General features: G+C 35.2%; 22 protein-coding genes. 17 read left to right on the forward strand and 5 right to left on the reverse strand.

Annotation, left to right across the window (positions count from 1 at the left end; genetic code table 11):
- Window positions 1-158 precede the first annotated feature (158 nt).
- Window positions 159-2,021, reverse strand: a complete 1,863-nt coding sequence (locus ACM55K_RS07155) for an ABC-F family ATP-binding cassette domain-containing protein (RefSeq protein ID WP_416849547.1) — start codon at window positions 2,019-2,021, stop codon at window positions 159-161.
- Between the two features lie 401 nt (window positions 2,022-2,422).
- Between ACM55K_RS07155 and ACM55K_RS07160 the strand changes: the two genes are divergently transcribed.
- The 10 genes from ACM55K_RS07160 (at window position 2,423) to ftsY (ending at window position 10,148) form a co-directional block, all read left to right on the forward strand.
- Window positions 2,423-3,604, forward strand: coding sequence for a glycosyltransferase family 2 protein (locus ACM55K_RS07160; protein ID WP_416849548.1), 1,182 nt, complete (start codon window positions 2,423-2,425; stop codon window positions 3,602-3,604).
- An 84-nt stretch (window positions 3,605-3,688) separates the two neighbouring features.
- Complete coding sequence (locus tag ACM55K_RS07165) at window positions 3,689-4,990, forward strand: dihydrolipoamide acetyltransferase family protein (protein WP_416849549.1); 1,302 nt, start codon at window positions 3,689-3,691, stop codon at window positions 4,988-4,990.
- A 134-nt stretch (window positions 4,991-5,124) separates the two neighbouring features.
- Window positions 5,125-5,895: an exonuclease domain-containing protein gene (locus ACM55K_RS07170; protein WP_416849550.1), complete on the forward strand. Its 771-nt coding sequence runs from the start codon at window positions 5,125-5,127 to the stop codon at window positions 5,893-5,895.
- Between the two features lie 69 nt (window positions 5,896-5,964).
- Window positions 5,965-6,576 carry a fumarylacetoacetate hydrolase family protein gene (locus ACM55K_RS07175; protein ID WP_416849551.1) on the forward strand — a complete coding sequence of 204 codons (612 nt, stop codon included), beginning with the start codon at window positions 5,965-5,967 and terminating at the stop codon, window positions 6,574-6,576.
- The gene (locus tag ACM55K_RS07180; RefSeq protein WP_416843636.1) at window positions 6,576-6,920 is read left to right on the forward strand and encodes an Hpt domain-containing protein; all 345 of its coding nucleotides are present in this window, start codon (window positions 6,576-6,578) and stop codon (window positions 6,918-6,920) included. The genes ACM55K_RS07175 and ACM55K_RS07180 overlap by 1 nt, the downstream gene beginning before the upstream one ends.
- A gap of 212 nt (window positions 6,921-7,132) precedes the next feature.
- Complete coding sequence (locus ACM55K_RS07185; RefSeq protein ID WP_416849552.1) at window positions 7,133-8,383, forward strand: CinA family nicotinamide mononucleotide deamidase-related protein; 1,251 nt, start codon at window positions 7,133-7,135, stop codon at window positions 8,381-8,383.
- 75 nt (window positions 8,384-8,458) lie between these two features.
- Window positions 8,459-8,695: a 50S ribosomal protein L28 gene (gene rpmB / locus ACM55K_RS07190; RefSeq protein WP_024980263.1), complete on the forward strand. Its 237-nt coding sequence runs from the start codon at window positions 8,459-8,461 to the stop codon at window positions 8,693-8,695.
- A 27-nt stretch (window positions 8,696-8,722) separates the two neighbouring features.
- Window positions 8,723-8,905, forward strand: coding sequence for a 50S ribosomal protein L33 (gene rpmG, locus ACM55K_RS07195; RefSeq protein ID WP_017495179.1), 183 nt, complete (start codon window positions 8,723-8,725; stop codon window positions 8,903-8,905).
- A 9-nt stretch (window positions 8,906-8,914) separates the two neighbouring features.
- Window positions 8,915-9,067 (forward strand): DUF4295 domain-containing protein, encoded by a 153-nt coding sequence (locus tag ACM55K_RS07200; RefSeq protein ID WP_143386768.1) that lies wholly within the window; start codon window positions 8,915-8,917, stop codon window positions 9,065-9,067.
- Window positions 9,068-9,194: 127 nt separating this feature from the next.
- Window positions 9,195-10,148, forward strand: a complete 954-nt coding sequence (ftsY, locus tag ACM55K_RS07205) for a signal recognition particle-docking protein FtsY (protein ID WP_416849553.1) — start codon at window positions 9,195-9,197, stop codon at window positions 10,146-10,148.
- 189 nt (window positions 10,149-10,337) lie between these two features.
- On the opposite strand, the gene ACM55K_RS07210 is transcribed toward ftsY, so the two are convergent.
- Window positions 10,338-11,414, reverse strand: a complete 1,077-nt coding sequence (locus tag ACM55K_RS07210) for a serine hydrolase domain-containing protein (RefSeq protein ID WP_416849554.1) — start codon at window positions 11,412-11,414, stop codon at window positions 10,338-10,340.
- Window positions 11,415-11,647: 233 nt separating this feature from the next.
- On the opposite strand from ACM55K_RS07210, the gene ACM55K_RS07215 reads away from it, so the two are divergent.
- Together ACM55K_RS07215 and ACM55K_RS07220 are read left to right on the forward strand one after the other, a co-directional pair.
- Window positions 11,648-12,091, forward strand: a complete 444-nt coding sequence (locus ACM55K_RS07215) for a hypothetical protein (protein ID WP_416849555.1) — start codon at window positions 11,648-11,650, stop codon at window positions 12,089-12,091.
- Window positions 12,072-12,368, forward strand: coding sequence for a DciA family protein (locus ACM55K_RS07220; protein ID WP_035673647.1), 297 nt, complete (start codon window positions 12,072-12,074; stop codon window positions 12,366-12,368). The genes ACM55K_RS07215 and ACM55K_RS07220 overlap by 20 nt, the downstream gene beginning before the upstream one ends.
- 140 nt (window positions 12,369-12,508) lie before the next feature.
- Here the strand turns inward: ACM55K_RS07220 and ACM55K_RS07225 are convergent, their stop codons facing one another.
- Together ACM55K_RS07225 and bshC are read right to left on the reverse strand one after the other, a co-directional pair.
- Complete coding sequence (locus ACM55K_RS07225) at window positions 12,509-12,928, reverse strand: nucleoside-diphosphate kinase (RefSeq protein ID WP_039109514.1); 420 nt, start codon at window positions 12,926-12,928, stop codon at window positions 12,509-12,511.
- An 87-nt stretch (window positions 12,929-13,015) separates the two neighbouring features.
- Entirely contained in the window at window positions 13,016-14,605 is a 1,590-nt protein-coding gene (gene bshC, locus ACM55K_RS07230) for a bacillithiol biosynthesis cysteine-adding enzyme BshC (RefSeq protein ID WP_416849556.1), read from the reverse strand.
- Window positions 14,606-14,709: 104 nt separating this feature from the next.
- Here bshC and ACM55K_RS07235 point away from each other — a divergent pair, with 104 nt between their 5' ends.
- Window positions 14,710-15,993, forward strand: coding sequence for an MFS transporter (locus tag ACM55K_RS07235; RefSeq protein ID WP_416849557.1), 1,284 nt, complete (start codon window positions 14,710-14,712; stop codon window positions 15,991-15,993).
- A 7-nt stretch (window positions 15,994-16,000) separates the two neighbouring features.
- On the opposite strand, the gene ACM55K_RS07240 is transcribed toward ACM55K_RS07235, so the two are convergent.
- Window positions 16,001-19,375: a T9SS type B sorting domain-containing protein gene (locus ACM55K_RS07240; RefSeq protein WP_416849558.1), complete on the reverse strand. Its 3,375-nt coding sequence runs from the start codon at window positions 19,373-19,375 to the stop codon at window positions 16,001-16,003.
- Between the two features lie 145 nt (window positions 19,376-19,520).
- Between ACM55K_RS07240 and ACM55K_RS07245 the strand changes: the two genes are divergently transcribed.
- The 4 genes from ACM55K_RS07245 to ACM55K_RS07260 all read left to right on the forward strand — a co-directional run bounded on the left by ACM55K_RS07245 (window position 19,521) and on the right by ACM55K_RS07260 (window position 25,406).
- Window positions 19,521-21,719 carry a B12-binding domain-containing radical SAM protein gene (locus tag ACM55K_RS07245; protein WP_416849559.1) on the forward strand — a complete coding sequence of 733 codons (2,199 nt, stop codon included), beginning with the start codon at window positions 19,521-19,523 and terminating at the stop codon, window positions 21,717-21,719.
- 104 nt (window positions 21,720-21,823) lie between these two features.
- Entirely contained in the window at window positions 21,824-22,309 is a 486-nt protein-coding gene (locus ACM55K_RS07250; protein ID WP_416849560.1) for an acyl-CoA carboxylase biotin carboxyl carrier protein subunit, read from the forward strand.
- Window positions 22,310-22,418: 109 nt separating this feature from the next.
- Complete coding sequence (accC, locus tag ACM55K_RS07255) at window positions 22,419-23,861, forward strand: acetyl-CoA carboxylase biotin carboxylase subunit (RefSeq protein ID WP_416849561.1); 1,443 nt, start codon at window positions 22,419-22,421, stop codon at window positions 23,859-23,861.
- Window positions 23,862-23,864: 3 nt separating this feature from the next.
- Entirely contained in the window at window positions 23,865-25,406 is a 1,542-nt protein-coding gene (locus tag ACM55K_RS07260) for an acyl-CoA carboxylase subunit beta (protein WP_416849562.1), read from the forward strand.
- Window positions 25,407-25,508 lie beyond the last annotated feature (102 nt).

Consider the following 25,508-nt stretch of genomic DNA (forward strand, 5'->3'; position numbering starts at 1 on the left):
ATTTTTAGCGGTAACGCTGAAAATGTTGGGGATGTAAATAATATAAAATGATTCGTAGTGCTTTGTCATTTCGACGCAGGAGTAATTACATTAATTGCTCTCGTTATGTGATTTCTCCTGCGTCGAAATGACAAACTAGTCTTTTCTCGAATGAAACCTTATCCCTCTATCTTCGCACTCAACTCAAACCAGCGTTCCTCTTTCTCTTCAATTTTATTGATGATGTTTTTCAATTCATTAGCTTTCTTTTCAATATCAGCTTCTGCAATTTTTCCGTCGGAGAATAATTGTTCGATAGTTGTTTTTTGAATCTCTAAATCTTTGATTTCTCGTTCCGTTTTTTGGAATTCTTTTTGCTCGTTGAACGTTAGGTTTCCAGTTGGATTGTTTTGTTTCCAGTCTTTTTTGTCCGCTTTGTTTTCCTCTTTTTGGGCAACATCAGCACTGTCTTCATAGGCTCTAAAATCAGAATAATTTCCAGGGAAATCTTCCACCACACCGTCACCTCTAAAAATGAACAAGTGATCCACAATTTTATCCATGAAATACCTGTCGTGAGAAACTACAACTAAGCATCCCGGATAATCCAAAAGGAAACTTTCCAAAACATTTAGTGTTACAATATCTAAATCATTGGTAGGCTCATCCAGAATCAGGAAGTTTGGATTCTGAATCAATACCGTACACAAGTACAAACGTTTCAATTCTCCACCGCTCAATCTGTCGACAAAATCGTATTGTTTTTTGGAATCAAACAAGAAACGCTCCAACAATTGTGAAGCCGAAATCAATTTTCCTTTCATCAATGGAATAAATTCTCCGTATTCCTTAATCACATCAATAACGCGCTGACCCGGTTTTGGGTTAATCCCGCTTTGGGTATAATATCCTATTTTTATAGTCTCGCCAACCACTACTTTTCCACCATCAAGCGGAATGTTTCCGGTCAATAAATTCAAGAAAGTAGATTTTCCGGTTCCGTTTTTTCCAATGATTCCAATGCGTTCCCCACGTTGAAAATCAAAACTGAAATTATTCAAAATCACATGATCTTTGAATTTTTTGGAGATTTTGTGAAGCTCGATAATCTTGCTTCCCATGCGTTCCATATTAATTTCCAGCTCTACTTTGTTTTCACGACGGCGACTTTGCGCTTTTTCCTTGATGTCATAAAAATCATCCTGACGCGATTTCGATTTTGTCGTTCTCGCTTTTGGCTGACGGCGCATCCATTCCAATTCTTTCACAAAAAGATTCTGCGCTTTATCCACACTCGAATTCTCGGATGCGATGCGTTCCTCTTTTTTCTCTAAATAATACGAGTAATTTCCTTTGTATTGGTATAATTTTCCGTTGTCTAATTCGATGATTTCATTACAAACACGCTCTAAAAAGAAACGGTCGTGCGTCACCATAAACAACGTAATATTTTCTTTAGCAAAATAACTTTCCAGCCATTCGATCATCTCTAAATCCAAGTGATTCGTAGGTTCATCCAGAATCAATAAATCAGGACGATTGATCAAAATGATAGCCAGTGACAAACGTTTTTTCTGTCCACCCGAAAGATTCTTCACTTTCAGTTTGAAATCTTCTAACTTTAGTTTGAACAAAATTTGCTTGTACTGCGTTTCAAAATCCCACGCATTGTGCTGATCCATTCCGTCAAAAGCTTTTTGGTATGCTTCTTCGTCTTCAGGATTTTCTAATGCTTTTTCATATGCTTCAATCACTTTCAAAGTCTCGTTATCCGAAGCGAAAATGCTTTCTTCAATGGTCAGTTCGTCTTGCAAGTTGTTATTTTGCGAAAGGAAAGCCATTTTTATGCCTTTTCTCAAAACTACTTGTCCCGTATCAGACTCTTCTAAACCATTAATAATACTCATAATGGTAGTTTTTCCAGAGCCGTTTTTGGCTATGAAGGCAATTTTTTGGTCTTTATTGATTCCAAAAGAAATGTTTTCAAAAAGCGTTCTTTCTCCAAAAGATTTCGAGATATTTTCGACAGATAAGTAATTCACTTTGTAGGGTATGAGTTATAAATTATAAGCTATGAATTCGTTACGAAACATAACTTTTTTGCAAAAGTAATTCATTTACACCAAGTTTCAAGTTTTTGTGGTTCAAGTAATGTTAAAACTAAAAATTTAGGCTAATTTTTAGGAGCGAATGATTGGGTTTTATTTGGAAACATTGTTCCCGCTTTACGTTACAATCTTTTTCTTTTTAAAAGAAAAAGAAAAAGGATTTTCACTTCAATCGGGGCTAAGGAGAAACATGTTTTTGTGTTTTTTAATCTTCTTAAAAAAGCGTATATTTAATACTATTTTGGAACAACAAACAAAATCCAAGTCTTCTCAAGAAATTATTAAGATAATTTTCTAATTTTCTAATTGGCAAGTTTTCTAATTATATTTGTCAGATGCAACTATCCGTCATCATCCTCAATTACAATGTTTGTTATTTTCTCGAACAATGTGTTTTAAGCGTCCAAAACGCATTAGAAACAATTGATGGTGAGGTCATTGTAATTGATAATAATTCCCAGGATGACAGTTGCGAAATGATGAAAAAGCTTTTTCCAAACGTAAAACTCATTCAAAACAACGAAAATTCAGGTTTCCCAAAAGGTAATAATATTGGCGTTGCTCAAGCTCAAGGAGAATACATTTGCATTCTCAATCCGGATACCGTCGTCGCCGAAGATACTTTTACGAAAGTATTGGCTTTTGCAGAATCGCTTCATTCTTCGCAATTATGCGATTCAATGGGAATTATAGGTTGCAAACTCATTGACGGAACCGGAAATTTTCTACCTGAAAGCAAACGCGGCGTTCCAACACCTTGGGTCGCTTTTACCAAAATTACCGGTTTGTACAAATTGTTTGCCAAATCAAGAACATTCGGAAAATATTACGCACAGCATTTAAACGAAAATGAAACGGGAAAAGTGGACATTCTCGTAGGAGCTTTTATGTTGATGAAAAGAGAATTATATCTTGAAGTAGACGGTTTTGATGAAGATTGTTTCATGTATTCAGATGATATTGATTTGTCTTATATGGTGTTGCAAAAAGGAAAATCCAATTATTATTTCCATGAAACCACCGTAATACATTATAAAGGGGAAAGTACCGTTAAGGACGAAACCTATATGAAACGTTTTCAGGAAGCCATGAGTTTCTTTTATAAAAAGCATTTTCGTATATCCGCATTATTCTCTCTTTTTATGAAAGTAGGAATTGTCTTTTTTTCTTTTATAAAAATGTTTCAAGGGAAATCTGCAATAAAAATGACTCCAAAATCATATCTATTGTTTTCGGCTAACCAAAAATTAGTGGATAAACTCAGTTTAGTTTTGCAAAAAAAAGTTTCATTTCATGATTTAAAAACAGAAAAAATGGTAATTTCGTCTTCGCTAAGAAGCGGGGATGGAACCGAAATTATTTTGGATAACGAATTCGTTTCTTTTAAAGAAAGTATCGCAATTCTCGAATCTTCAAGGAATAAAGGATTTACCTTTAAGATCATACCAAAAAATGCTAATTTTTTAATTGGAAGTAATAATAGTAACGAAAGAGGTGAGATTATAAAAATAGAGTGAAAAATTACATTAAATGTAATTTATATTTAAAATATTTAGTAATTTCGCAAACTGAAAATCAAAATCACCTTCTAGGTTAACAATATGGCAAGATTTGAATTAAAGCTTCCAAAAATGGGAGAAAGCGTTGCTGAAGCGACCATTACAAATTGGTTGAAAGAAGTTGGAGACAAAATTGAAGCCGATGAAGCGGTACTTGAGATTGCTACTGATAAAGTCGATAGCGAAGTGCCAAGTGAAGTTTCGGGTGTTTTAGTCGAACAATTGTTTGGTAAAGATGATTTGGTTCAAGTAGGGCAAACCATCGCCATCATTGAAACAGATAGTACTGCCGTTACTGAAACAGTAAAAGAAATTGCAGCTCCGGCTGCCGTTGCGGCAATTGAAAAAACAGTTGATACAGCTAAAGAAGCGGTTTCGGTTCCGGCAGATTTCTCAAATTCTGAAAAATTCTTGTCGCCTTTGGTTAAAAATATAGCCAAAGAAGAAGGCGTTTCTGTTGCCGAATTAGAATCGATTTCGGGAACTGGAAAGGATGGAAGAGTTACTAAAAATGATATTTTAGAGTACGTAAAAGATAGAACAAGCCAGCCTGTAATTTCTACTGCGGTTGCAGCAGTTCAAAAAATAGTTTCAGCTCCAGTTGCTCAAAAAGCAGCTCCGGTATCTTTAAGTGGTGGGGATGAAATTATAGAAATGGACAGAATGCGCAAGCTAATTGCGGGTTATATGGTCGCTTCGGTACAAACATCAGCTCACGTACAATCGTTCATTGAAGTGGATGTGACGAATATTGTAAAATGGAGAGAAAAAAATAAAGTTGCTTTCGAAAAGAGAGAAGGGGAGAAGTTGACTTATACTCCAATTTTCATGGAAGCAGTTGCCAAAGCAATAAAAGATTTTCCTGGAATGAATATTTCGGTAGATGGTGATTTTATCATCAAGAAGAAAAATATCAACCTTGGAATGGCAGCGTCATTACCAAACGGAAACTTGATTGTTCCAGTAATTAAAAATGCAGATCAACTGAATTTAGTTGGAATGGCAAAAGCGGTCAACGATCTAGGAGGCCGTGCAAAAGCTGGAAAACTAAAACCAGACGATACGCAAGGCGGAACGTATACGGTTACGAATGTGGGAACTTTTGGAAGTGTTTTTGGTACGCCGATAATCAATCAGCCGCAAGTGGGGATTTTAGCGCTTGGAGCAATCCGAAAAATGCCAGCAGTAATCGAAACTCCAGAAGGGGATTTCATTGGTATTCGCCAGAAAATGTTCTTGTCACACAGTTACGATCATAGAGTTGTAGATGGCGCATTAGGAGGTAGTTTTGTAAAACGAGTAGCGGAATATTTGGAAGCTTTCGATATAGACAGAGATTTTTAAAAGTATATAATTGCAATATAAACCCGATTGATTTTTAAAATCAATCGGGTTTTCTTTTTTTGATATTTTATGGAACTTTAAAGTTTAAAGTTTAAACCCAAATTTCTATATTTGTACTCATACAAAATTTAAAAATGGAACTTAAACTCAATAAACCAATTTGCTTTTTCGATCTTGAAACCACAGGAATTGATATCGGAAAAGATAGAATTGTAGAAATATCAATATTTAAAGTTTTTCCAAACGGAAATAAAGAAAGCAAAACGTGGTTAGTGAATCCAACGATTCCTATTCCGCCTCAAACAACGGCTGTTCATGGAATTACGGACGAAAAAGTAGCCAATGAACCTACTTTTAATGAATTAGCGACACAGGTTTACAATATGATTAAAGACAGCGATTTGGCTGGATTTAATTCGGATCGTTTTGATATTCCGTTGCTTGCTGAAGAAATGTTGAGAGCCGGAGTAGATTTTGATATGAAAGGCAGAGTTTCAGTAGATGTACAAACCGTTTTTCATAAAATGGAAGAACGTACATTAGGCGCAGCACACAAGTTTTATTGTGGAAAAACGCTTGAAAATGCACATTCTGCCGAAGCGGATACTATGGCAACTTATGAAATTTTAAAAGCGCAGCTGGACCGTTATCCTGACTTGGAAAACGACATGAAATTATTATCGGAATTTACTACAAGAAAGAAAATTGCTGATTTTGCCGGTATGATTGCTTTTGATAAAGATGACGAAGAGATTTTTGCTTTTGGAAAACACAAAGGAGTAAAAGTGAATAAAGTTTTAGAAACAGAACCAGGTTATTTCAGTTGGATGCAAAATGCTGATTTTCCTTTGTATACCAAAAAAGTTTTAACAGCAATCAAACTTCGAAAACTGAATACGAAATAAGTATTAGTTTATAGGTATTGGGTACAAATTGTTCCTAAAAACCAGAACTCAAAATCCAAACCCTAAGTTATGAAAATAATCTGCATTGGTAGAAATTATGCCAACCATATATCCGAATTGCACAACGAAAGACCCACAGAACCGGTGGTTTTTATGAAGCCGGATTCCGCTGTCTTATTGAAACAACATCCGTTTGTAATCCCTGAGTTTTCGGAAGATATTCATCACGAAATTGAAATCATTGTCAAAATAAATAAGGTTGGTAAATACATCGAACCTAAGTTCGCCCATAAGTATTATGACGAAATTAGTGTGGGAATTGATTTTACTGCACGTGATTTGCAAAGTAAATTAAAAGCTAAGGGTTTACCTTGGGAAAAAGCAAAAGCATTTGATGGCTCAGCGGTTATAGGGGAATTTTTACCAAAAAATCAATTTAGTTCATTAGAAAATATTACTTTTGAATTAACCAACAACAATAAAACGGTACAAATTGGTAATTCTGGTCTTATGTTGTGGAAAATTGATGAGCTAATTTCGCATGTTTCTCAGTTTTTTACGTTAAAGATTGGAGATATCATTTTTACGGGAACACCGGAAGGAGTCGCTGCTGTAAAGCCAGATGACGTTTTAGAAGGGTTTTTAGAAGGACAACAACTATTTAGAATACAAGTAAAATAATGGCTATAAATTACAACCTTTCAAAAGTGTACGCGCTTTCAGACAACGATCCAGAATTTGTGACTGAAATTTTGACTTTGTTCGTTACTGAAGTTCCAGACGATTTATTGCAAATCAAAGAAGGAATAAAAAAGAAAGACCATAAGCATGCTTATGCTTATGCACACAAGATAAAACCAACGCTGGATTTAATGGGTTTAAACGTGGCTTTCGAAGAAATTCTTCAAGTTGAAGCCTGGACCAAAGCGGAGGGTAAAAAGAAAGACATCAAAGAAACTTTCAAGAGCGTTAAGAATCAAGTCAACGATGCCATCAAAGAAATCAAAAAAGACTTCAATTTGTAAAACTTGGGCGTGACCCGCTGAAAAAAAGGGTCGGGCTATCCGTTACAAACGAAGTTCACTGAACTCCTATGAAAATAACTATTAGGTGAAGTAATCTCCCGAAAAACGGGAGGATTTTTCACTTCTATCCCTCACGTAAAAAAAAAGGAACGTATTAATTTATACCTTTTTTTTTGGATTACAATCTCACAAAAAAAAACAGTACTAAAAAAATGAAAGCAACCATAGTTACTATAGGTGACGAAATTTTAATAGGCCAAATTGTCGATACAAATTCTGGTTTTATTGCCAAATCGTTGGATAAAATAGGTGTTGAAATCAACGAAATGATTTCGATAAGCGACGATAAAAAACACATTTTAGAAACGTTTGCGAAGCTTCAAAACACAGTGGATCTGGTTATTATTACCGGCGGTTTAGGCCCGACAAAAGACGATGTTACCAAGAAAACATTTTGTGATTATTTTGAAGATGAATTAATTGTCGATCAGAAAGTTCTTGCTCATGTTACCCATCTTATAGAAGGTTTTTATAAACGGACAATTACGCAAATCAATAAAGATCAGGCGCTGGTTCCTTCAAAATGCACCGTACTTCACAATCAGGTAGGTACGGCCCCAGGAATGTGGATGAAAAAAGAAAATACGGTGTTTATTTCGCTTCCCGGAGTCCCGTTCGAAATGAAATATTTAGTAGAGCATGAAATTATTCCAAAAGTAGTTCGAGAATACAAGCGTCCCTACATTCTACACAAAACAATTCTTACTTACGGTCAAGGCGAAAGTATGGTTGCTGAACGTATTGAAGAATGGGAAAACAGCCTTCCTGAATTTATAAAATTGGCTTATTTGCCTGCTCCGGGAAGAGTTCGTTTGCGCCTTTCAGCGCGAGGAACCGACAAAGAAAAATTAGAAGCCGCCATTGAAGAAAACGTAAAATCGCTGGATGCTATAATCCATGATATCATCGTTGGTTTTGATGATGATGAAACGCTGGAAGTGGTAGTAGGGAAAATATTAACAAAACAACATAAAACCATTTCAACTGCCGAAAGTTGCACGGGAGGAAAAATCGCTGAGGTTTTGACTTCGGTTTCAGGTTCTTCCCAATATTTTAAAGGAAGTGTTGTTTCGTACGCGACGGAGGTTAAAATTAATGTTTTAGGTATTCCGGAAAGCCTCATAAAAGAATATTCTGTTGTGAGCAGAGAAGTAGTTTCGGCTATGGCTTTGAGTGTACAAAAGATGATGAAAACGGATTATGCAATTGCTACAACCGGAAACGCAGGACCGTCAAAAGGAGACTCAGATGCTGAAATTGGATCCGTTTTTATCGCATTGGCTACACCAAGCGAAGTAATTGTTGAAGAATTTAATTTTGGCCAACCACGTGAAAAAGTGATAGATAGAGCCGTAATTAAAAGTTTAGAGCTATTACAGAAAGAAATTTTTAAAAATGTGTAATATTTTCTTTGCTTAATAGGTTTATTTTTCTTTTCTTTGCACCCTGATTTTGAATAACGATAAAAGATAAGTATAATGTCAAGAGTTTGTGACCTTACAGGTAAAAGAGCGATGGTAGGAAATAACGTTTCTCACGCTATGAACAAAACTAAGAGAAAATTTTCTGTAAACTTAGTTAAAAAGCGTTTTTATCTTCCAGAAGAAGATAGATGGATTACTCTAAGAGTAGCTGCATCTACGATAAAAACAATTAATAAAAATGGAATTGCTGCAGTTTTGAAAAAAGCTCAGTCAGAAGGATTTATTAAATAATCCCTTCCAAAATAAAAAAATAGCAAGATGGCAAAGAAAGGTAATAGAATCCAGGTAATTTTAGAATGTACTGAACACAAAACATCAGGTGTTGCAGGGACTTCAAGATACATCACAACAAAGAACAAGAAAAATACTCCGGACAGATTAGAGATTAAAAAATTTAATCCAATCTTGAAGCGTGTAACAGTTCATAAAGAAATTAAATAATAATTAGTCATGGCAAAGAAAACAGTAGCATCGTTACAGACATCTTCTAAGAGATTATCAAAAGCCATCAAAATGGTGAAATCTCCAGTAACAGGGGCATATACATTCGTAGAATCTATTATGACTCCAGAAGCAGTTGATGAATTCTTGAAAAAGAAATAATTCAGACGCACATTATATAGAAAAGCTACTTTCATTCGGAAGTAGCTTTTTTATTTTCTATATTTACCGATTAGAAAAACGTATGGGTTTTTAGGAATTATACATCATTTTTTACACCACAAATACAATGAGTTTTTTTAAAAGAATATTTTCTTCAGAGAAAAAAGAAACATTAGATAAAGGTCTTGAAAAGTCAAAAACAAATTTCTTTTCGAAATTAACTAAAGCCGTTGCCGGAAAGTCAAAAGTTGATGATGAAGTTTTAGATAATTTAGAGGAAATCCTTGTTGCCTCAGATGTTGGTGTGAATACTACATTGAAAATAATCACCCGAATCGAAAACCGCGTTGCCTCAGATAAATATCTGGGTATAGAGGAACTAAATGAAATTTTGCGGGAAGAAATCGCAGCTTTATTATCGGAGACCAACTCAGGTGAAGCAACCGAATTTGTAATTCCAATACAAACGAAACCATACGTTTTAATGGTGGTTGGGGTAAATGGAGTTGGGAAAACTACCACTATTGGTAAATTAGCGTATCAATTCAAAAAAGCGGGTTATAAAGTAGTTTTAGGTGCAGCAGATACTTTTCGAGCAGCAGCCATTGATCAATTGCAAATTTGGGCAGATAGAGTGGGTGTTCCCATTGTGAGACAAAACATGGGAAGTGATCCGGCTTCTGTAGCTTTTGATACTTTACAATCAGCAGTGGCTCAAAATGCAGATGTTGTTATTATTGATACAGCAGGACGTTTGCATAATAAAGTTAATTTAATGAATGAATTGACCAAAGTGAAGCGTGTAATGCAAAAAGTTGTTGGCGACGCGCCACACGACGTATTATTGGTTTTAGATGGATCTACCGGACAAAATGCTTTTGAACAAGCGAAACAATTTACTGCAGCTACAGAGGTTACTTGTTTAGCAGTTACCAAACTTGACGGAACTGCCAAAGGTGGAGTTGTCATAGGAATCTCAGATCAATTTCAAATTCCTGTAAAATACATTGGTGTTGGAGAAGGAATTGAGGATCTTCAAGTTTTTAATAAGTACGAATTTGTAGATAGTTTTTTTAAATAATATTTAGGCAATGAATTTTTCTTCTATCAAAAACACTAACCCAATCTATTTTTACTTTGTAAGTATTGTTTCTTTTATATTGGCTAATTTTATCCGAGATAAAAGTATTGGGTTCTATTATTTTTTGTTGGTAATTGGCTTGGTTTTCTTTATTTTAGGTTTTATTAAACGATTGAAAACGAAGTAGATTTATTGATGCAAGGCATTGATTTTTTGCCATAAAACATCATCAAAATCAGACAAAGCCAGATTGACATTGTCAGCTGCGTCGCCCATTCTGATTACTACCATTTTCTTACTTGGAATCACATAGATTTTTTGGTCATTTTTCCCTAATGCCATAAACATATCGTTTGGCGCAGATGGTATAATGCTTCCAGGAATTGTAAGTTGTGATTGTGGTAAATGGTAACTGGCTTTGCCATTAAGCCACCATAAATATCCATATCCAAGGTTTATATTTTGTGAAGTAGTAGTTGCTTCGGTAAAGTAGTTTTCATTCAAAATTATTGTGTTATCCCATTTTCCTTTATTGTACATCAACAGTCCAAAACGCGCCATACTTCTAGCTGTACTTCCATAAACAGAATTATTGCCAGACTGAAACCAAGTGCCATCCATTCCTATTTTGTCCCTTAATCGTGCATTGAAATAAGTGTTCCAAGTTTGACCGCTTGCCTGAGCAACCACATCTTGTAATTTTACATACACATTATGATAGGCCCATCGCGTTCCTGCATCGGCTTTGTATTGCAGACTTGCCGGAGAGACATCATCGCCATTAGCGATGTCCTCGATACCAGAAGTCATGGTGAGTAAGTTTTTGCAGGTAATTAGATTTTCTTTGGCTAATGTTTCGCTTGTCCAACCCGTTCCAATGTATTGTGAAACTTTATTGTTGATGTTCAAAAAACCTTCTTGTTGTGCAATTCCCGTAAGTGTTGCTGTCAATGTTTTTCCGGCGCTTGCCCAATACCAATTGGTTGCTGCTGCATGTCCGTTAAAATAATTTTCCATTACAATTCGGCCATTGACTAAAATAATGAAACCTTTGGAGTGTTTTAGCTCTAAATAGTTTAAAAGTGGCTGAACGGCGGTTTGTTTCCAGCCCAAACTTGCAATTGATTTTGTTTCCCAAGTTGTACCTGTTAACGGAGGAAAATAGAGTGTTTCTGTTGGTGTAGGCGTAGGATTTGGGTCGGCAGATTCTGAACTGCAACTCATGCACAAAAATGCGAAAAGCAGGCTGTAGATTGTTTTTGACATGTTCTGGCTATTTGTAGGGTAAGACCAAAAATATAGAAAATAGTTTAATGTGTTTTGAATTTTTTGTTTTTGTTTGAATTTATTAAGTTTAACTTTGTCGTTGGGATTAAGCTTCTTTTTAATTCGAATGCCATAGCCCTGATTGTAACGTAAATCCTTTTTATACGCCTTTTTCGGCGGATAAAAAGATTGAAGTGGAAAGCAGGAAATAGCTCCTAAAAAATAAATTAAATATGAAAAACACATTTAGTATTCTTTTTATAGCACTCTTTTTTGTGGCTTGTAAGCAAAAGATAAAACCTGCCGATGTTGAGAAATTAAATGGGTATTGGGAAATCGAGAAGGTTACTTTTGATACCGTAAAAGATAAGGATTACAACATCAATGAAAGTTATGATTATTTCAAAATTGACAAAAATAATAAAGGAATTCGGAAGAAAGTGATGCCGCAATTAGACGGGACTTTTTTAGTGAATGATGCTTATGAAAACGTGACGGTACGATTCAAGGACGATAAAACTTATATTGATTATTCAACTCCTTTTACGAAATGGAGTGAGGAATTAATCACTTTGACAGATGATGAATTAGTGTTGTTGAATGCAGAAAAAAAAGAATATCATTACAAGAAAACGGGACCAATAAATTTACTGGGCGATGGCAAAAAGGTTAAATAATCAAAGTACGATTGGGGATGTTTTGAAACAAATTATCCAAGTGAATAAACTGCAACCCGGAATGGATCAAATTGACGTTAAAGACGCATGGAAAAATCTGATGGGGAACGGTGTGAACAGTTATACGAATAATGTGGTTTTGAAAGGAAGTACATTGTACGTTGAGTTAACTTCCTCAGTATTAAGGGAAGAATTGAGTCATGGAAGATCTAAAATCGTTGCCATGATTAACGAGGAATTAAGACGCGATGTGGTTAAAGATGTTGTTCTGAGATGATGATTTTAGATTGTTGATCCACGATTTTAGAATTCTGTGATTGTAAATAAAAAAATCCCGTTTCAATTTTGAAACGGGATTTTCTGTTTTATAGGATTTTTAAATCTTAATTCAAAAATCTTTACTCTTCAATCATAAATCTAGAACTGCTCTCTTCCAGCAAAATGGAAAGCACCTTCGATAGCTGCATTTTCATCGCTATCAGAACCGTGAACCGCATTTTCTCCTATAGAAGTAGCGTATGCTTTGCGGATAGTTCCTTCAGCAGCTTCAGCAGGATTTGTAGCACCAATTAAAGTTCTGAAATCTTCAACAGCGTTGTCTTTTTCTAAAATAGCAGCAACAATTGGTCCTCTTGACATGAATTCCACTAATTCACCATAAAATGGTCTTGCAGCATGAACTTCATAAAATGCTTGAGCATCAGCTACAGTTAATTGTGTTAATTTCAAAGAAACAATTTTGAAACCTGCAGTGGTAATCATAGCAAGTATGTTTCCGATGTGTCCGTTAGCAACAGCATCAGGTTTAATCATTGTAAAAGTTCTATTCGTAGCCATTTTTGTGTTTTTTAAATTTTGTGCAAAAATAGTATTTTTTTATTGAATGTTTTTACAAATAATGTGTTGAAATAATACTGATTTTAATTAAAGTACAATTATATCAAAATTAGATTGTAACGGTTTTAATTGTTTCACCAATGCAGGAATTAAACGTTCTCCGTTTTCTAAATAGAATTCCGAAAAATTAGCTTGGCGTTCCTGTAAACTTTGGTTGGGAAATATTTCGTTTTGCAAGTCAATAATTCGTTGTAAAATATCGCTTAAATTTCTTTTTTGTGCTTTTAGTAATCGTTTTTCCAGATTTTCCAATCCTTTAATTTGTTTTACTTCTTGCGCTTTTACCGCTCCAATAAAAGATTCATCTGTTTTGTTTGCAACTTCATAAAGCGCTTCAAACTGTTTTTGCAATTGTTCTTTCAGGCTTGCCAAATCAATTGGAAATTCCGATAATTGTTTGGTTCTGTTATTTATTAAATTGGCTTGTTTTGAAAACAAATCGGTCCACGTTAAATCTAGTTTGTCTGCTTTTTTAGCTTGTTTTTCGGTTGCTAATAAGACTGAATTTCGAAGTAAAAGCATTGGAAAAGTCACTTTTGCGGAAGCAAAAAAGGATTTTAATTCTAACCAATACGCAATTTCTCCACCTCCGCCTATGTAACATAAATTGGGTAAAATCACTTCCTGATACAACGGACGCATAATCACATTAGGACTAAATTTTTCAGGATGGTTTTCTAAAAGTCCCAGGAATTCGGTTTCCGAAAACTCAATTTTAGTATGGTTTACTTTATATGTATTGTTTTCAAAAACGATGCGTTCGCGTAAATTATCCTCGATATAAAACAAGTTGATCTCACGAGGATTTACTTGAATGGTATATTCTTTTAGTTTTTCGGCAGTTTCAAGTACTAATAAATGAGAAGATTGGTGTAGTAATTCTTCTTTTATAAAAGGAATAAAGTTGCGTTTTAAATCTTGATTATCAGCGTCCAGAATTACTAATCCGTAAATTCCAAACAATGCATTCGCTAAATGTCTTGTGGCATCGGCTAGATTATCATGTTTGATGTATGAGTCCTCAAATAATTTTTTTATGGTATTTGCATTCAAGCTGGAACCAATTTCCAATGCAAATATTTCAAGAAATTCATCCAAACCCTCAGTGGATAATCTCCCAACAGGACCAGTACTTTCTCTGTTCCAGTGGAATTTTTTACCTTTAAAATTAAAATAATTGATTTCTTCAAAATCATGGTCTTCGGTTGCCATCCAATAAATGGGAACGAAGTTATACGTTGGATATTTTGCTTTTAATTCGGTAGTCAAATTAATAGTAGAAATAATTTTATTCAAGAAGTATAAAGGGCCGCTGAATAAATTTAATTGATGTCCTGTAGTGACAGTAAATGTATTTGTATCGTTTAAAGAATCAATATTTTGTTTTGTCAAAGCCGAAGTTTCAACATTCAAATATTGTTTTTGTAAAACGGAAACCAATATTTTTCTGGAAGAATCATCAAAATTTGCTTGCTTCTCCAGAATTTGTCCTTCAAAGTTTTCAAGCGTTGGGAATCTGTTGTATAGGGTTTGTAAGTTTGTCTTTTGGTTTAAATAATCATTCATCAAAGGAGAGAAATATCCGGAATTCTGATAGCTGATACAGTCGGTTGGCATAATAAATTTTTATATGTCGCTAATTTACCAATAATAATTGGAACTATAATATTTGTTACTTTCGAAAAATAGTATCAATTTTATCGAAATATTTTAACATTCCTATGAAAGATAATTCAAATCCGAAGAAAGAAAATTCATTAAAACATGTTCTTTTTGGCAGTTTAATTGGTACAACTATAGAATTTTTCGATTTTTACATTTATGCAAATGCTGCCGTTTTGGTTTTTCCTCAATTGTTTTTCCCTTCAACAGACAATACTAATTCGGTGTTGCTATCCCTAGCGACGTTTTCGATAGCATTTCTTTCTCGACCTCTTGGTTCAGCGGTTTTTGGTCATTATGGAGATAAAATCGGTCGCAAGACTACCTTAGTCATTGCTTTGTTGACGATGGGTATTTCAACGGTGAGTATTGGTTTCTTACCGAGTTATGCAAGCATTGGAATTGCTGCCCCTTTATTATTAATGTTGTGCCGCTTTGGTCAAGGAGTGGGTTTAGGAGGAGAATGGGGTGGAGCCGTATTATTGGCCATTGAAAATGCTCCGCCTAATAAACGCGCTTGGTATGGTATGTTTCCCCAATTGGGAGCACCAATAGGCTTATTGCTTTCGGGAGGGACTTTCTTGATTTTGACCGATACGATGAGTGCCGATGCTTTTCTGGATTATGGCTGGAGGATTCCGTTTATAGCGAGTTCGTTACTGGTTGTCGTAGGTTTTTATATCCGATTAAAAATCACCGAAACTCCTGCTTTCGAAAATTCAAAAAAAGAACAAGAAGAAGTGAAAATCCCGTTTATTACTTTATTGAAGTTTTATAAAAACCAATTGATTTTTGGCACATTTGCTGCCATTACTACTTTCTTGGTGTTTTATCTCATGACGGTATTCACGCTCAGCTGGGCAACTTCTGATTTGGGTTATTCCAAAAGAGATTTTCTATTAATACAATTGTTTTCGGTATTGTTTTTTGCACTTTTTATCCCTGTTTCGGCTCTAATTGCGGATCGTATTGGGCGAAGAAAGATGCTAATTTACGCCACGACAGCTATTGCTTTTTTTGGTTTTGCATTTTCTTTTTTCTTAAACTCAGGAAGTACAATTCTAGTAACTCTGTTTTTATGTGTTGGAATGGCTTTGATGGGATTTACTTATGGTCCTTTGGGTACTTTCTTATCAGAATTGTTTCCTACTACCGTTCGTTATTCGGGTACTTCTTTGACATTTAATTTGGCAGGAATCATCGGAGCTGCTTTTGCACCCATGATTGCAATTTGGTTGGCAACGCAGTATAGTTTGACCTATGTTGGTTTTTATTTGAGTACCGCAGCCTGTATCTCTTTATTTTCGTTGTTGATGATTAGTAAAAAGGAGCATAAGTTTTGATGATGTGCTATCTCTTCAAACTAAGATGACCTCGATATTCTTTTCCATTTGCTCTGGTAACAATAAACCAATAATCAGTGGATGGAAGTGGCTGACCGTTGCTTGTTCCGTCCCAACCAGTAGTTTTCGGCAAGTCTGTAATGAATTTTCCATAGCGATCAAATATTTTAATGATTAAGCCATCTTCAAAATCTGAAAAGTTGATTTTCCAAGTGTCATTATAACCATCTCCGTTAGGGGTAAAGAATTTTGGATACATTAACAAATAGACTTCATCGGTTACAGTTCCACAACCATTTTTGTCTCTAACAGAAACGGTATATTGTCCATTAATGATGTTCAAAAATTGATTGCTATCCTGAAAATGAATACCGTCTATTGAATATTCAAAATCTCCGATGCCTGTAACGTAAGTTGTTATACTATTTTGATTGTCCGTCCAGTCTTGAGTCTCAATAGAAGTAATTGTGGCGATATTTGATTTTTTTACTATGAAATTTTTTGTGTTCGAACAATAAAAGGAATCATAATCATCGGTTACTGTTACAGAAAAATTACCGGGATTTGCCACAATTATGGACTGAGTAGTAGCTCCGTTTGACCATAAATAAGTATCAAAACCAGAACCGGCATCAATGGTGATTGCATTGTTTTCACAAATGGGTACAACATCAGGAATCGTTATTTTAGGTTTGGATAAAAGGGTTAGTTTTAATTCGGCAATCGCATAACATGGCGTATTTGAATTGATACGGACATAAATTTTGTTGTCCCCCAAAACTAACTTATAATTTGAAATAGTAGTAATTTGATTGGTTGCCAATTGATTTTCTGCACCTGAAAAAGTCGAATAATGAGAAAAGGTATATCCGGAAGTATTTGAAATTAGCTTTGAATTATAAGCGGATAAATTCACTTTCTCAGAACCACCATTCAAATCATCACAAAATAATTCGGTATAATTGTTTGCAGGTAAAGTGCTTATTAAGGAAACGGTAACAGCAAGTTTTGTTGTGCTTTCGCAATCATTAATTGTTTGCGAAGCATAATAAGTCGTTTCATCTTGCAATGGAGTTGAATTAGACAAAAGAATACCAACACTATTATACCATTTTATTGCAGCTCCTGAAACTATGATAGTATCTAAAGTTGGATTTTGACTTGAGCAAAAAGTTTGAGTTGTATTTCCTGTTGGAGCAGTCGTATTTTGGATATTGATTGCAACGGGAATTCGATCACTTTCGCAACCGTTTATGGTTTGCGAGGCGTAATAAGTGGTGCCGTTTTGTAATGAAGTTGTGTTTGATAAAAGAGTACCATTGGTTAAAGCATTATACCATTTTATGTTTTGACCCGTTATATTGATGCTGTTTAATTTTGCATTTTGTTGAATGCAAAAAGTTTGTGGAGAAGTTGTGGTTGGAACTAAAGGTTTTGCAACAGTGTAAAGTTTTAAATTTGTCTCAACAAAACAGTAAGGGTTATCTTGAAAAGAACTTCTAATTATAATAGTCTCTTCATTTTTATTTTTATTTGTATAAGGATTAGGTAATGGGCTTGGTAATGTATTTCCATTTGAATCAAAATATTCAACTTTTAAATTTGTTTGATTTCCAATTATATCAGAATTTATATTTGAAGTGTCAAAAAAATTAGAAATTCCAGATCCGGAAATGGTTTCACAAGCATAAATAGGATTTACTATATTAATAGATGGGGTATTGGTGATTGTAATCTCTTTTTCTATAGTTTGCGAATCAGTGCCGCAGTTTACAACTACTTTTATATGATAAGTGCCTGAAGCTGAAAACTGGTGTGTTGGATTATTAATTGTTGCACTATTTGATGATGAATTAGGGTCGTTAAAATCCCAGGCAATTGAATCAAATGTTCCGTTTACATTAAAGTTTGTGAGTGTATTAAAACAGGTGTTTTTAGCGATTATTTCACCAGTAGCAGTTGATGCATCAAGTTTATATTTATAAAGCATAACATCGCTGGCATTGTTACCGCTATTATTATTGATAACAGAACCGTTGATAGTCAATGGTGAACTTTGAAAACTTGCGGTTAAATACAGTTCATTTCCATTAAATAAAATCGGGTTAGCAGCATCAGTAGACATGCCTTGCGAATAATAATTTGTTCCAGATGATTTTAGGATAAATTCAGATTCAAAGTTGTTTAAGTTTACTTTAAAAAGTACTAAATCCTCATCATTGTACACAGACGCACCACTAGTATAAGTTCTACTTTTGATGTTTACATTAGGAAATGTCATTGTGCCGGTAAAACTGGAAAAAATATACAATTCATTTCCTTTTTCAGTTAAATAAGCCGTATTTCCTGAAGAGTTGCCATCCATTCCGGGAATATCCAAACTAGATGAGTTGTTAATTTGTTTAATTCTTTCTAAGTTTCCTGTGGTTATATTGAATTCTGACAGAATACTTTGGGTTAAATAAAATCCCGTGTTAGGATCTGTATAAATAGTTCCAAGTATATCTGCTAGTTTGTAAAAAGCACCCCACAGATATAATTTGTCATTATTAGGGTTATAATGTAAAAGTGTTGGTCTAAAAAAAGATTCATTCTTAGTTTTATTGTTAGAAATTTCTTTACTCCAAACAACATTGAGATTGGTATCGATTTTATCAATGTCTGAATGAGTATAATTACTATTAGAATTTGAATATCTTGAGAAATATAAATCTCCATTTTTATCCATTTCCGAGCTAGTATAATCATCATTGCTATTTCCAAATTTTTTAGCTTCTTTTAGATTTCCATTAAGATCAAATTTAGCAATGAATAATAATGGATGATACACATAATATCCAGTATAAGCAGTATTTGTGAGTGTTATTTGATTGTTGATTGTTATGCCAGTATAAAATGTTCCAGTTATATAAATAATATCATTGTGGATATAGATATCTCTCATTCCGTAATCCGCACCACTACCTATTGATCGGTTCCAAACAAAATTTCCATTTTTATCAAATTTAAGTAGATTTAATCCAGGATACATAGGCAAACCGCTAAATAATTGCGGAAAAGGTCCTACATTATTATGAGCATCATACCAAGTAAATAAAACATATATATTGTCTTGGCTGTCAATTACTAACTTGCTTATGTAGAGACTCCTTTCATCAATTTCTTTTTTCCAAACCAAATTGCAATTAAAATCATATTTGTAAATAGACATCCAATCTCCAAAATTCCCTCCATTCTTTGCTAAGTATATACCATCGCTTGCTTTCTTTAAATCGGCAGTAGCATCACCATTCCAACCACCTAAGTTTTTGGCACAATCAAAACATTGACTTTGCATTGTAAATGAAAAAGTAAAAAATAAAAAAAGTAAAACTCGCTTCATAAGTAAGATTTATAGCAAGGCAAATGTAATTAAATATCTAAAAAATAAATCCAAAGATCAAACATTAAAAATAGAAATAGAACCTCAAAAATCTTTTCCTGAAAAGATTATAAAATCCCTTATTTTTGCACAAAACTTATTTCTTTTGAAAACCAAATTATTCTTAATCACGCCTCCTTTTACCCAACTGAATACGCCGTATCCGGCAACTGCTTATATCAAAGGATTTCTGAATACTAAAAATATTGAGTCTGTTCAGGCAGATTTAGGAATCGAAGTGATTTTGAAATTGTTTTCTAAAGAAGGTTTGCGAAGTTTATTTATCGTTGGAGGTTTAAAGTTTAAAGTTGGAGAAATCTCAGACAATTCTAAACGTATTTTTGCTTTACAAGACGAATATCTAAAAACTATTGATTCTGTAATTGCTTTTTTGCAAGGAAAAAATCCAACATTGGCACTTCAAATTTGTCAGGAAGATTTCCTGCCTGAAGCATCACGATTCGCACAATTGGAAGAATTGGATTGGGCATTCGGTACCATGGGAACGCAGGACAAAGCAAAACATTTGGCGACTTTATATCTCGAAGATATTTCGGATTTTATTGTGGAATGTGTTGATGCTAATTTTGGTTTCAGCCGTTATGCGGAACGTTTGGGACGAAGTGCTAATTCTTTTGACGAATTGTATGAAGCCTTGCAACAGGAACCAACCTATATTGATAATTTACTTCTTTTAATTCTAAAAGAGAGAATAGAAACTATTCAACCTACATTATTCTTGATTTCAGTTCCGTTTCCAGGGAATTTATATTCGGCTTTTCGTTCGGCCCAATGGGTGAAAAAAAATTATCCTAATATAAAAATTTCAATGGGTGGTGGTTTCCCAAATACCGAATTGCGTTCGCTTTCGGATGCTCGAGTGTTTGAGTTTTTCGATTTCATTACATTGGATGATGGTGAAATGCCAATAGAAGAAATAATTTCCAATATTGAAAATCCAGATTACAATTCATATAAGAGAACTTTTCTTTTACAAAACGGAAAAGTAGTTTATAAAAATAATTCCCTAAAACACGATTACAAACAATCGCAAGTGGGAACTCCCGATTATTCGGATTTGCTTTTGGATAAATACATTTCGGTTATAGAAATTGTGAATCCAATGCACCGAATGTGGAGCGACGGTCGCTGGAATAAACTCACTATGGCGCACGGTTGCTACTGGGGGAAATGCACTTTTTGCGATATTTCTTTGGACTATATAAAAGTATACGAACCTGTTGCTGCCAATTTATTGTGCGACCGAATGGAGGAAATGATTACTCAAACAGGCGAGAACGGATTTCATTTTGTTGACGAAGCAGCTCCTCCTGCTTTGATGCGCGCTTTGGCACTCGAAATCCTTCGCAGGAAATTAGCGGTGACGTGGTGGACCAACATTCGGTTCGAAAAAAGTTTTACCAAAGATCTATGTTTGCTCCTAAAAGCTTCCGGTTGTATCGCTGTTTCTGGCGGACTCGAAGTCGCTTCGGACAGATTATTAAAATTGATTGATAAAGGTGTAACTGTGGAACAAGTTGCTAAAGTAACTCGAAATTTCACCGAAGCTGGCGTAATGGTTCATGCGTATTTGATGTACGGTTATCCTACGCAAACCATTCAGGAAACCGTGGACAGTCTCGAAATGGTCCGACAATTATTTGAAGTTGGCGTGTTGCAATCCGGGTTTTGGCATCAGTTTGCGATGACTGCGCACAGTCCAGTGGGCTTGTATCCAGAGAAATTTGGTGTGGTAAAAGAAACTGAAATCTTAGGAACTTTCGCCAATAACGATATTAACTATACGGATTCAACAGGAATCGACCACGATAAATTCAGTTTTGGACTTAAGAAATCGTTATTCAATTTTATGCATGGAATCTGTTTTGATTATGAATTACAGGATTGGTTTGAATTTAAAATTCCAAAGACTAAAATTTCACCTGATTTTATTTTTGACGCTTTACAAGAAGACAATGATTTTAACATCAAACCCACTGCCAAAATCGTTTGGCTAGGGGGGAAGCCATTTATTGAGCATTTTACCAAATCCAAAAAAGGGAATTCCTGGGAGCTAATGACGTTAACCTTCCATGATAAAAAAGAAAGTTTCAGCATTCACACAAATAAAAAAGAAGGAGAATGGCTTGTGGAAATACTACAGAAAATATCGGTTTCCAATGCTAAAATCTACACGTTTCAAGAAATAAAAACAGATTTTGAAAAACAATTGGAAGACTTTGAATTGTTTTGGTACTCAAAACCAGTTAAAACTCTTAGGGAATTTGGATTGTTAGTGTTGTAAATTTATTTTACGATAACTATATCAAATTAGCATAAAACTTTTATTTTTCGATTACGAAAACGTTTTCTTTACTTATTTTTACAACCAATTAAATAAATACACGTATGAGTATTGGTTATAAAGTAAATGTAAATGATGCTTTCCATTTTGATTTGGAAAAGGAAAGTATTTCACAACTTGATGCAGTTAGTGCGGAAGCTAATAAATTTCATATACTACATCAAAATATTCCTTATCAAGCGGAAATCCTAACTTCTGATTTTCTTCAAAAAAGCTATACGGTAAAGGTAAATAACAACACCTACGTTGTGGTAATTTCAAATCCTTTGGATATTCTTATCAAAGAAATGGGGTTTGAAGTGGGGCTTATCAAGCAAGTTAATTTTATCAAAGCACCAATGCCCGGATTGATTTTAGAAATCAGCGTTGTGGTGGGGCAAACTGTAAAAGAGAATGATAACCTAATTATTTTGGGAGCCATGAAAATGGAAAATAGTTTTCTTTCTCCTCGTGACGGCGTTATAAAAACGATTTCGGTAATGATGGGAGATGCTGTAGATAAAGGACAGTTATTAATTGAATTCGAATAGAGAAAAAGATAATAGAGTATAGAAAATAGAAAAAAGATAAATAAAACAAGAATTTTCGGCTCTTTGTTCTAGCAGTGAAACGGTCTTTATTCTTTTAGTCTTAATAAATATGAAAAAATTATTAGTTGCCAATAGAGGTGAAATTGCCATCAGGGTGATGAAAACCGCACAAAAAATGGGCATTAAAACCGTAGCAGTTTATTCAACGGCTGACAGGAATGCACCACACGTAAAATTTGCCGATGAAGCCGTTTGGATTGGTGAAGCTCCTTCAAGTCAATCCTATTTATTAGGTACTAAAATCATTGAAGTGGCGAAAGCCTTAAACGTGGATGCCATTCATCCAGGTTATGGATTTTTGAGTGAAAATGCGGATTTTGCCGAAGAGGCCGAAAAAAATAACATCATCTTTATTGGTCCCAAGTCGAAAGCGATAAAAATCATGGGGAGTAAATTAGCGGCCAAAGATGCAGTTAAGCAATACAATATTCCAATGGTTCCCGGTTTTGACGAAGCTATTACCGATGTCGAAAAAGCTAAAGTAGTTGCTAAGAAAATTGGTTTTCCAATTTTGATTAAAGCTTCAGCAGGTGGCGGTGGAAAAGGAATGCGTGTGGTAGAAAGTGAAGCTGATTTTGAGTCCCAAATGGACCGTGCAATAAGTGAAGCGATTTCTGCTTTTGGAGATGGTTCGGTTTTTATCGAAAAATATGTGGGCTCGCCAAGACATATCGAAATTCAAATTATGGCAGACAGTCATGGCAATGTTTTGTATTTATTCGAAAGAGAATGCAGCATCCAGCGTCGTCATCAAAAAGTGATAGAAGAAGCGCCTTCCTCGGTTTTAACTCCGGAATTGCGTAAAAAAATGGGCGAAGCCGCCGTTTTGGTTGCCAAATCCTGTGATTATTTAGGAGCTGGAACTGTCGAGTTTTTATTAGATGAAAACAATGATTTCTACTTTTTGGAGATGAATACGCGTTTGCAGGTGGAACATCCCGTTACGGAATGGATTACAGGAACTGATTTAGTAGAATTACAAATCAGAGTGGCAAGGGGAGAAGCATTGACAATCAGACAAGAAGATTTGAAAATAAAAGGGCACGCGATGGAATTGCGTGTGTATGCCGAAGATCCGATGAATAATTTTCTACCAAGCGTAGGTCATTTGGATGTGTATCAATTGCCTATTGGCGAAGGTATTCGGGTGGATAACGGTTTTGAACAAGGGATGGATATTCCCATTTATTATGACCCAATGTTGGCCAAACTGATTACTTACGGAGAAACCCGAGAAGAAGCGATACAAATTATGTTGAAAGCCATTGAAGGGTATCAGGTATCAGGTGTTCAAACCACTTTGTCTTTCGGGAAATTTGTTTTTGAACACGAGGCATTTCGTTCCGGAAAATTTGACACGCATTTCGTAAAGAACTATTACAATGCCGACGTATTGAAAAACCAAATGGCACAAGAGGCCGAAATCGCTGCTTTAGTCGCGTTGAAACAGTATTTTGAAGATCAAAAAATCGTACGCTTACCAATTCAATAAAGTATGGAATCTAAAATAAAAACACTAAACGATAAAATTACTCAAGCTCATTTGGGTGGTGGTAAAAATAGAATTGCAAAACAGCATTCGAATAAAAAACTGACTGCAAGAGAACGCGTCAATTATTTGATGGATGAAGGCTCTTTTGAAGAAATCGGGATGTTAGTAACGCACCGAACGTCTGATTTTGGAATGGAAAAAGAGCTGTATTATGGTGATGGAGTCATTACAGGATACGGAACCATAAACGGACGATTGGTTTATATTTTTGCACAGGATTTTACCGTTTTTGGAGGTTCACTATCCGAAACACATGCCGAAAAAATCTGTAAAGTCATGGATATGGCAGTCAAAATGGGAGCACCCATGATTGGACTGAATGATTCGGGTGGGGCACGTATTCAGGAAGGTGTTCGTTCTTTGGGCGGTTATGCCGATATTTTTTATCGAAATGTACAAGCCAGTGGTGTGATTCCGCAAATCTCTGCGATTATGGGACCCTGCGCCGGTGGAGCCGTTTATTCTCCTGCTATGACCGATTTTACGATGATGGTTGAAGACACCAGTTATATGTTTGTTACAGGACCAAATGTGGTAAAAACCGTGACGAATGAAACCGTAACTTCGGAGGAATTGGGAGGTGCGAGTACGCATTCCACTAAATCGGGTGTAGCGCATTGCACGTCAGCAAATGATGTGGAATGTCTGGAAGATTTGAAACGCTTGTTGAGTTATTTACCACAAAGCAATAAAGAAACGCCCCGTAATTTACCCTACGTGCTGAACGATGAGGTACGAACTAAATTAGCGACCATTATTCCGAATAATCCAAACAAACCGTATGATATGCACGAGGTGATTGGTGGAATTATTGATGAAGATTCGTTTTTTGAAATTCATAAAAATTATGCCGAAAATATCCTAGTGGGTTTTGCCCGATTGGGAGGGAAAAGTATTGGGATTATAGCGAACCAACCGATGATTTTAGCCGGTTGTCTCGATGTGAACAGTTCGAAAAAAGCGGCTCGATTTACTCGTTTTTGTGATTGTTTTAATATTCCGTTATTGGTTTTGGTAGATGTACCGGGATTTTTGCCGGGAACCGATCAAGAGTGGAGCGGGATTATCGTTCACGGAGCTAAATTATTATACGCTTTAAGTGAAGCAACCGTGCCAAGAGTGACCGTGATAACCCGTAAAGCATACGGTGGTGCGTATGATGTAATGAACTCGAAACACATTGGTGCCGACATGAATTTTGCCTGGCCAACTGCTGAAATTGCCGTAATGGGAGCCAAAGGTGCCAGTGAAATTATCTTCAAGAAAGAAATTAACGAAGCCGAAGACCATGAAGCTAAACTCTTGGAAAAAGAAGCAGAATATGCTGATTTGTTTGCGAATCCCTACACAGCTGCGCAACGTGGTTTTGTGGATGAGGTAATCCTACCACAAGATACCCGACGCAAATTAATAAAAGCCTTTAGCATGCTCGAAAATAAAGTAAGCGTAACCCCTAATAGAAAACACGGGAATATTCCTTTGTGATTGTTGGATTGAAATTGAAAAACCACCTGATAAAGGTGGTTTTTTTGTTTTAGTTTCTTAAGCTTCGAATATTTATGCAGGCTAAATTAGTTGTTGATTAAC

This window comes from Flavobacterium arabinosi (assembly GCF_048158725.1).
GTDB classification, from domain to species: domain Bacteria; phylum Bacteroidota; class Bacteroidia; order Flavobacteriales; family Flavobacteriaceae; genus Flavobacterium; species Flavobacterium arabinosi.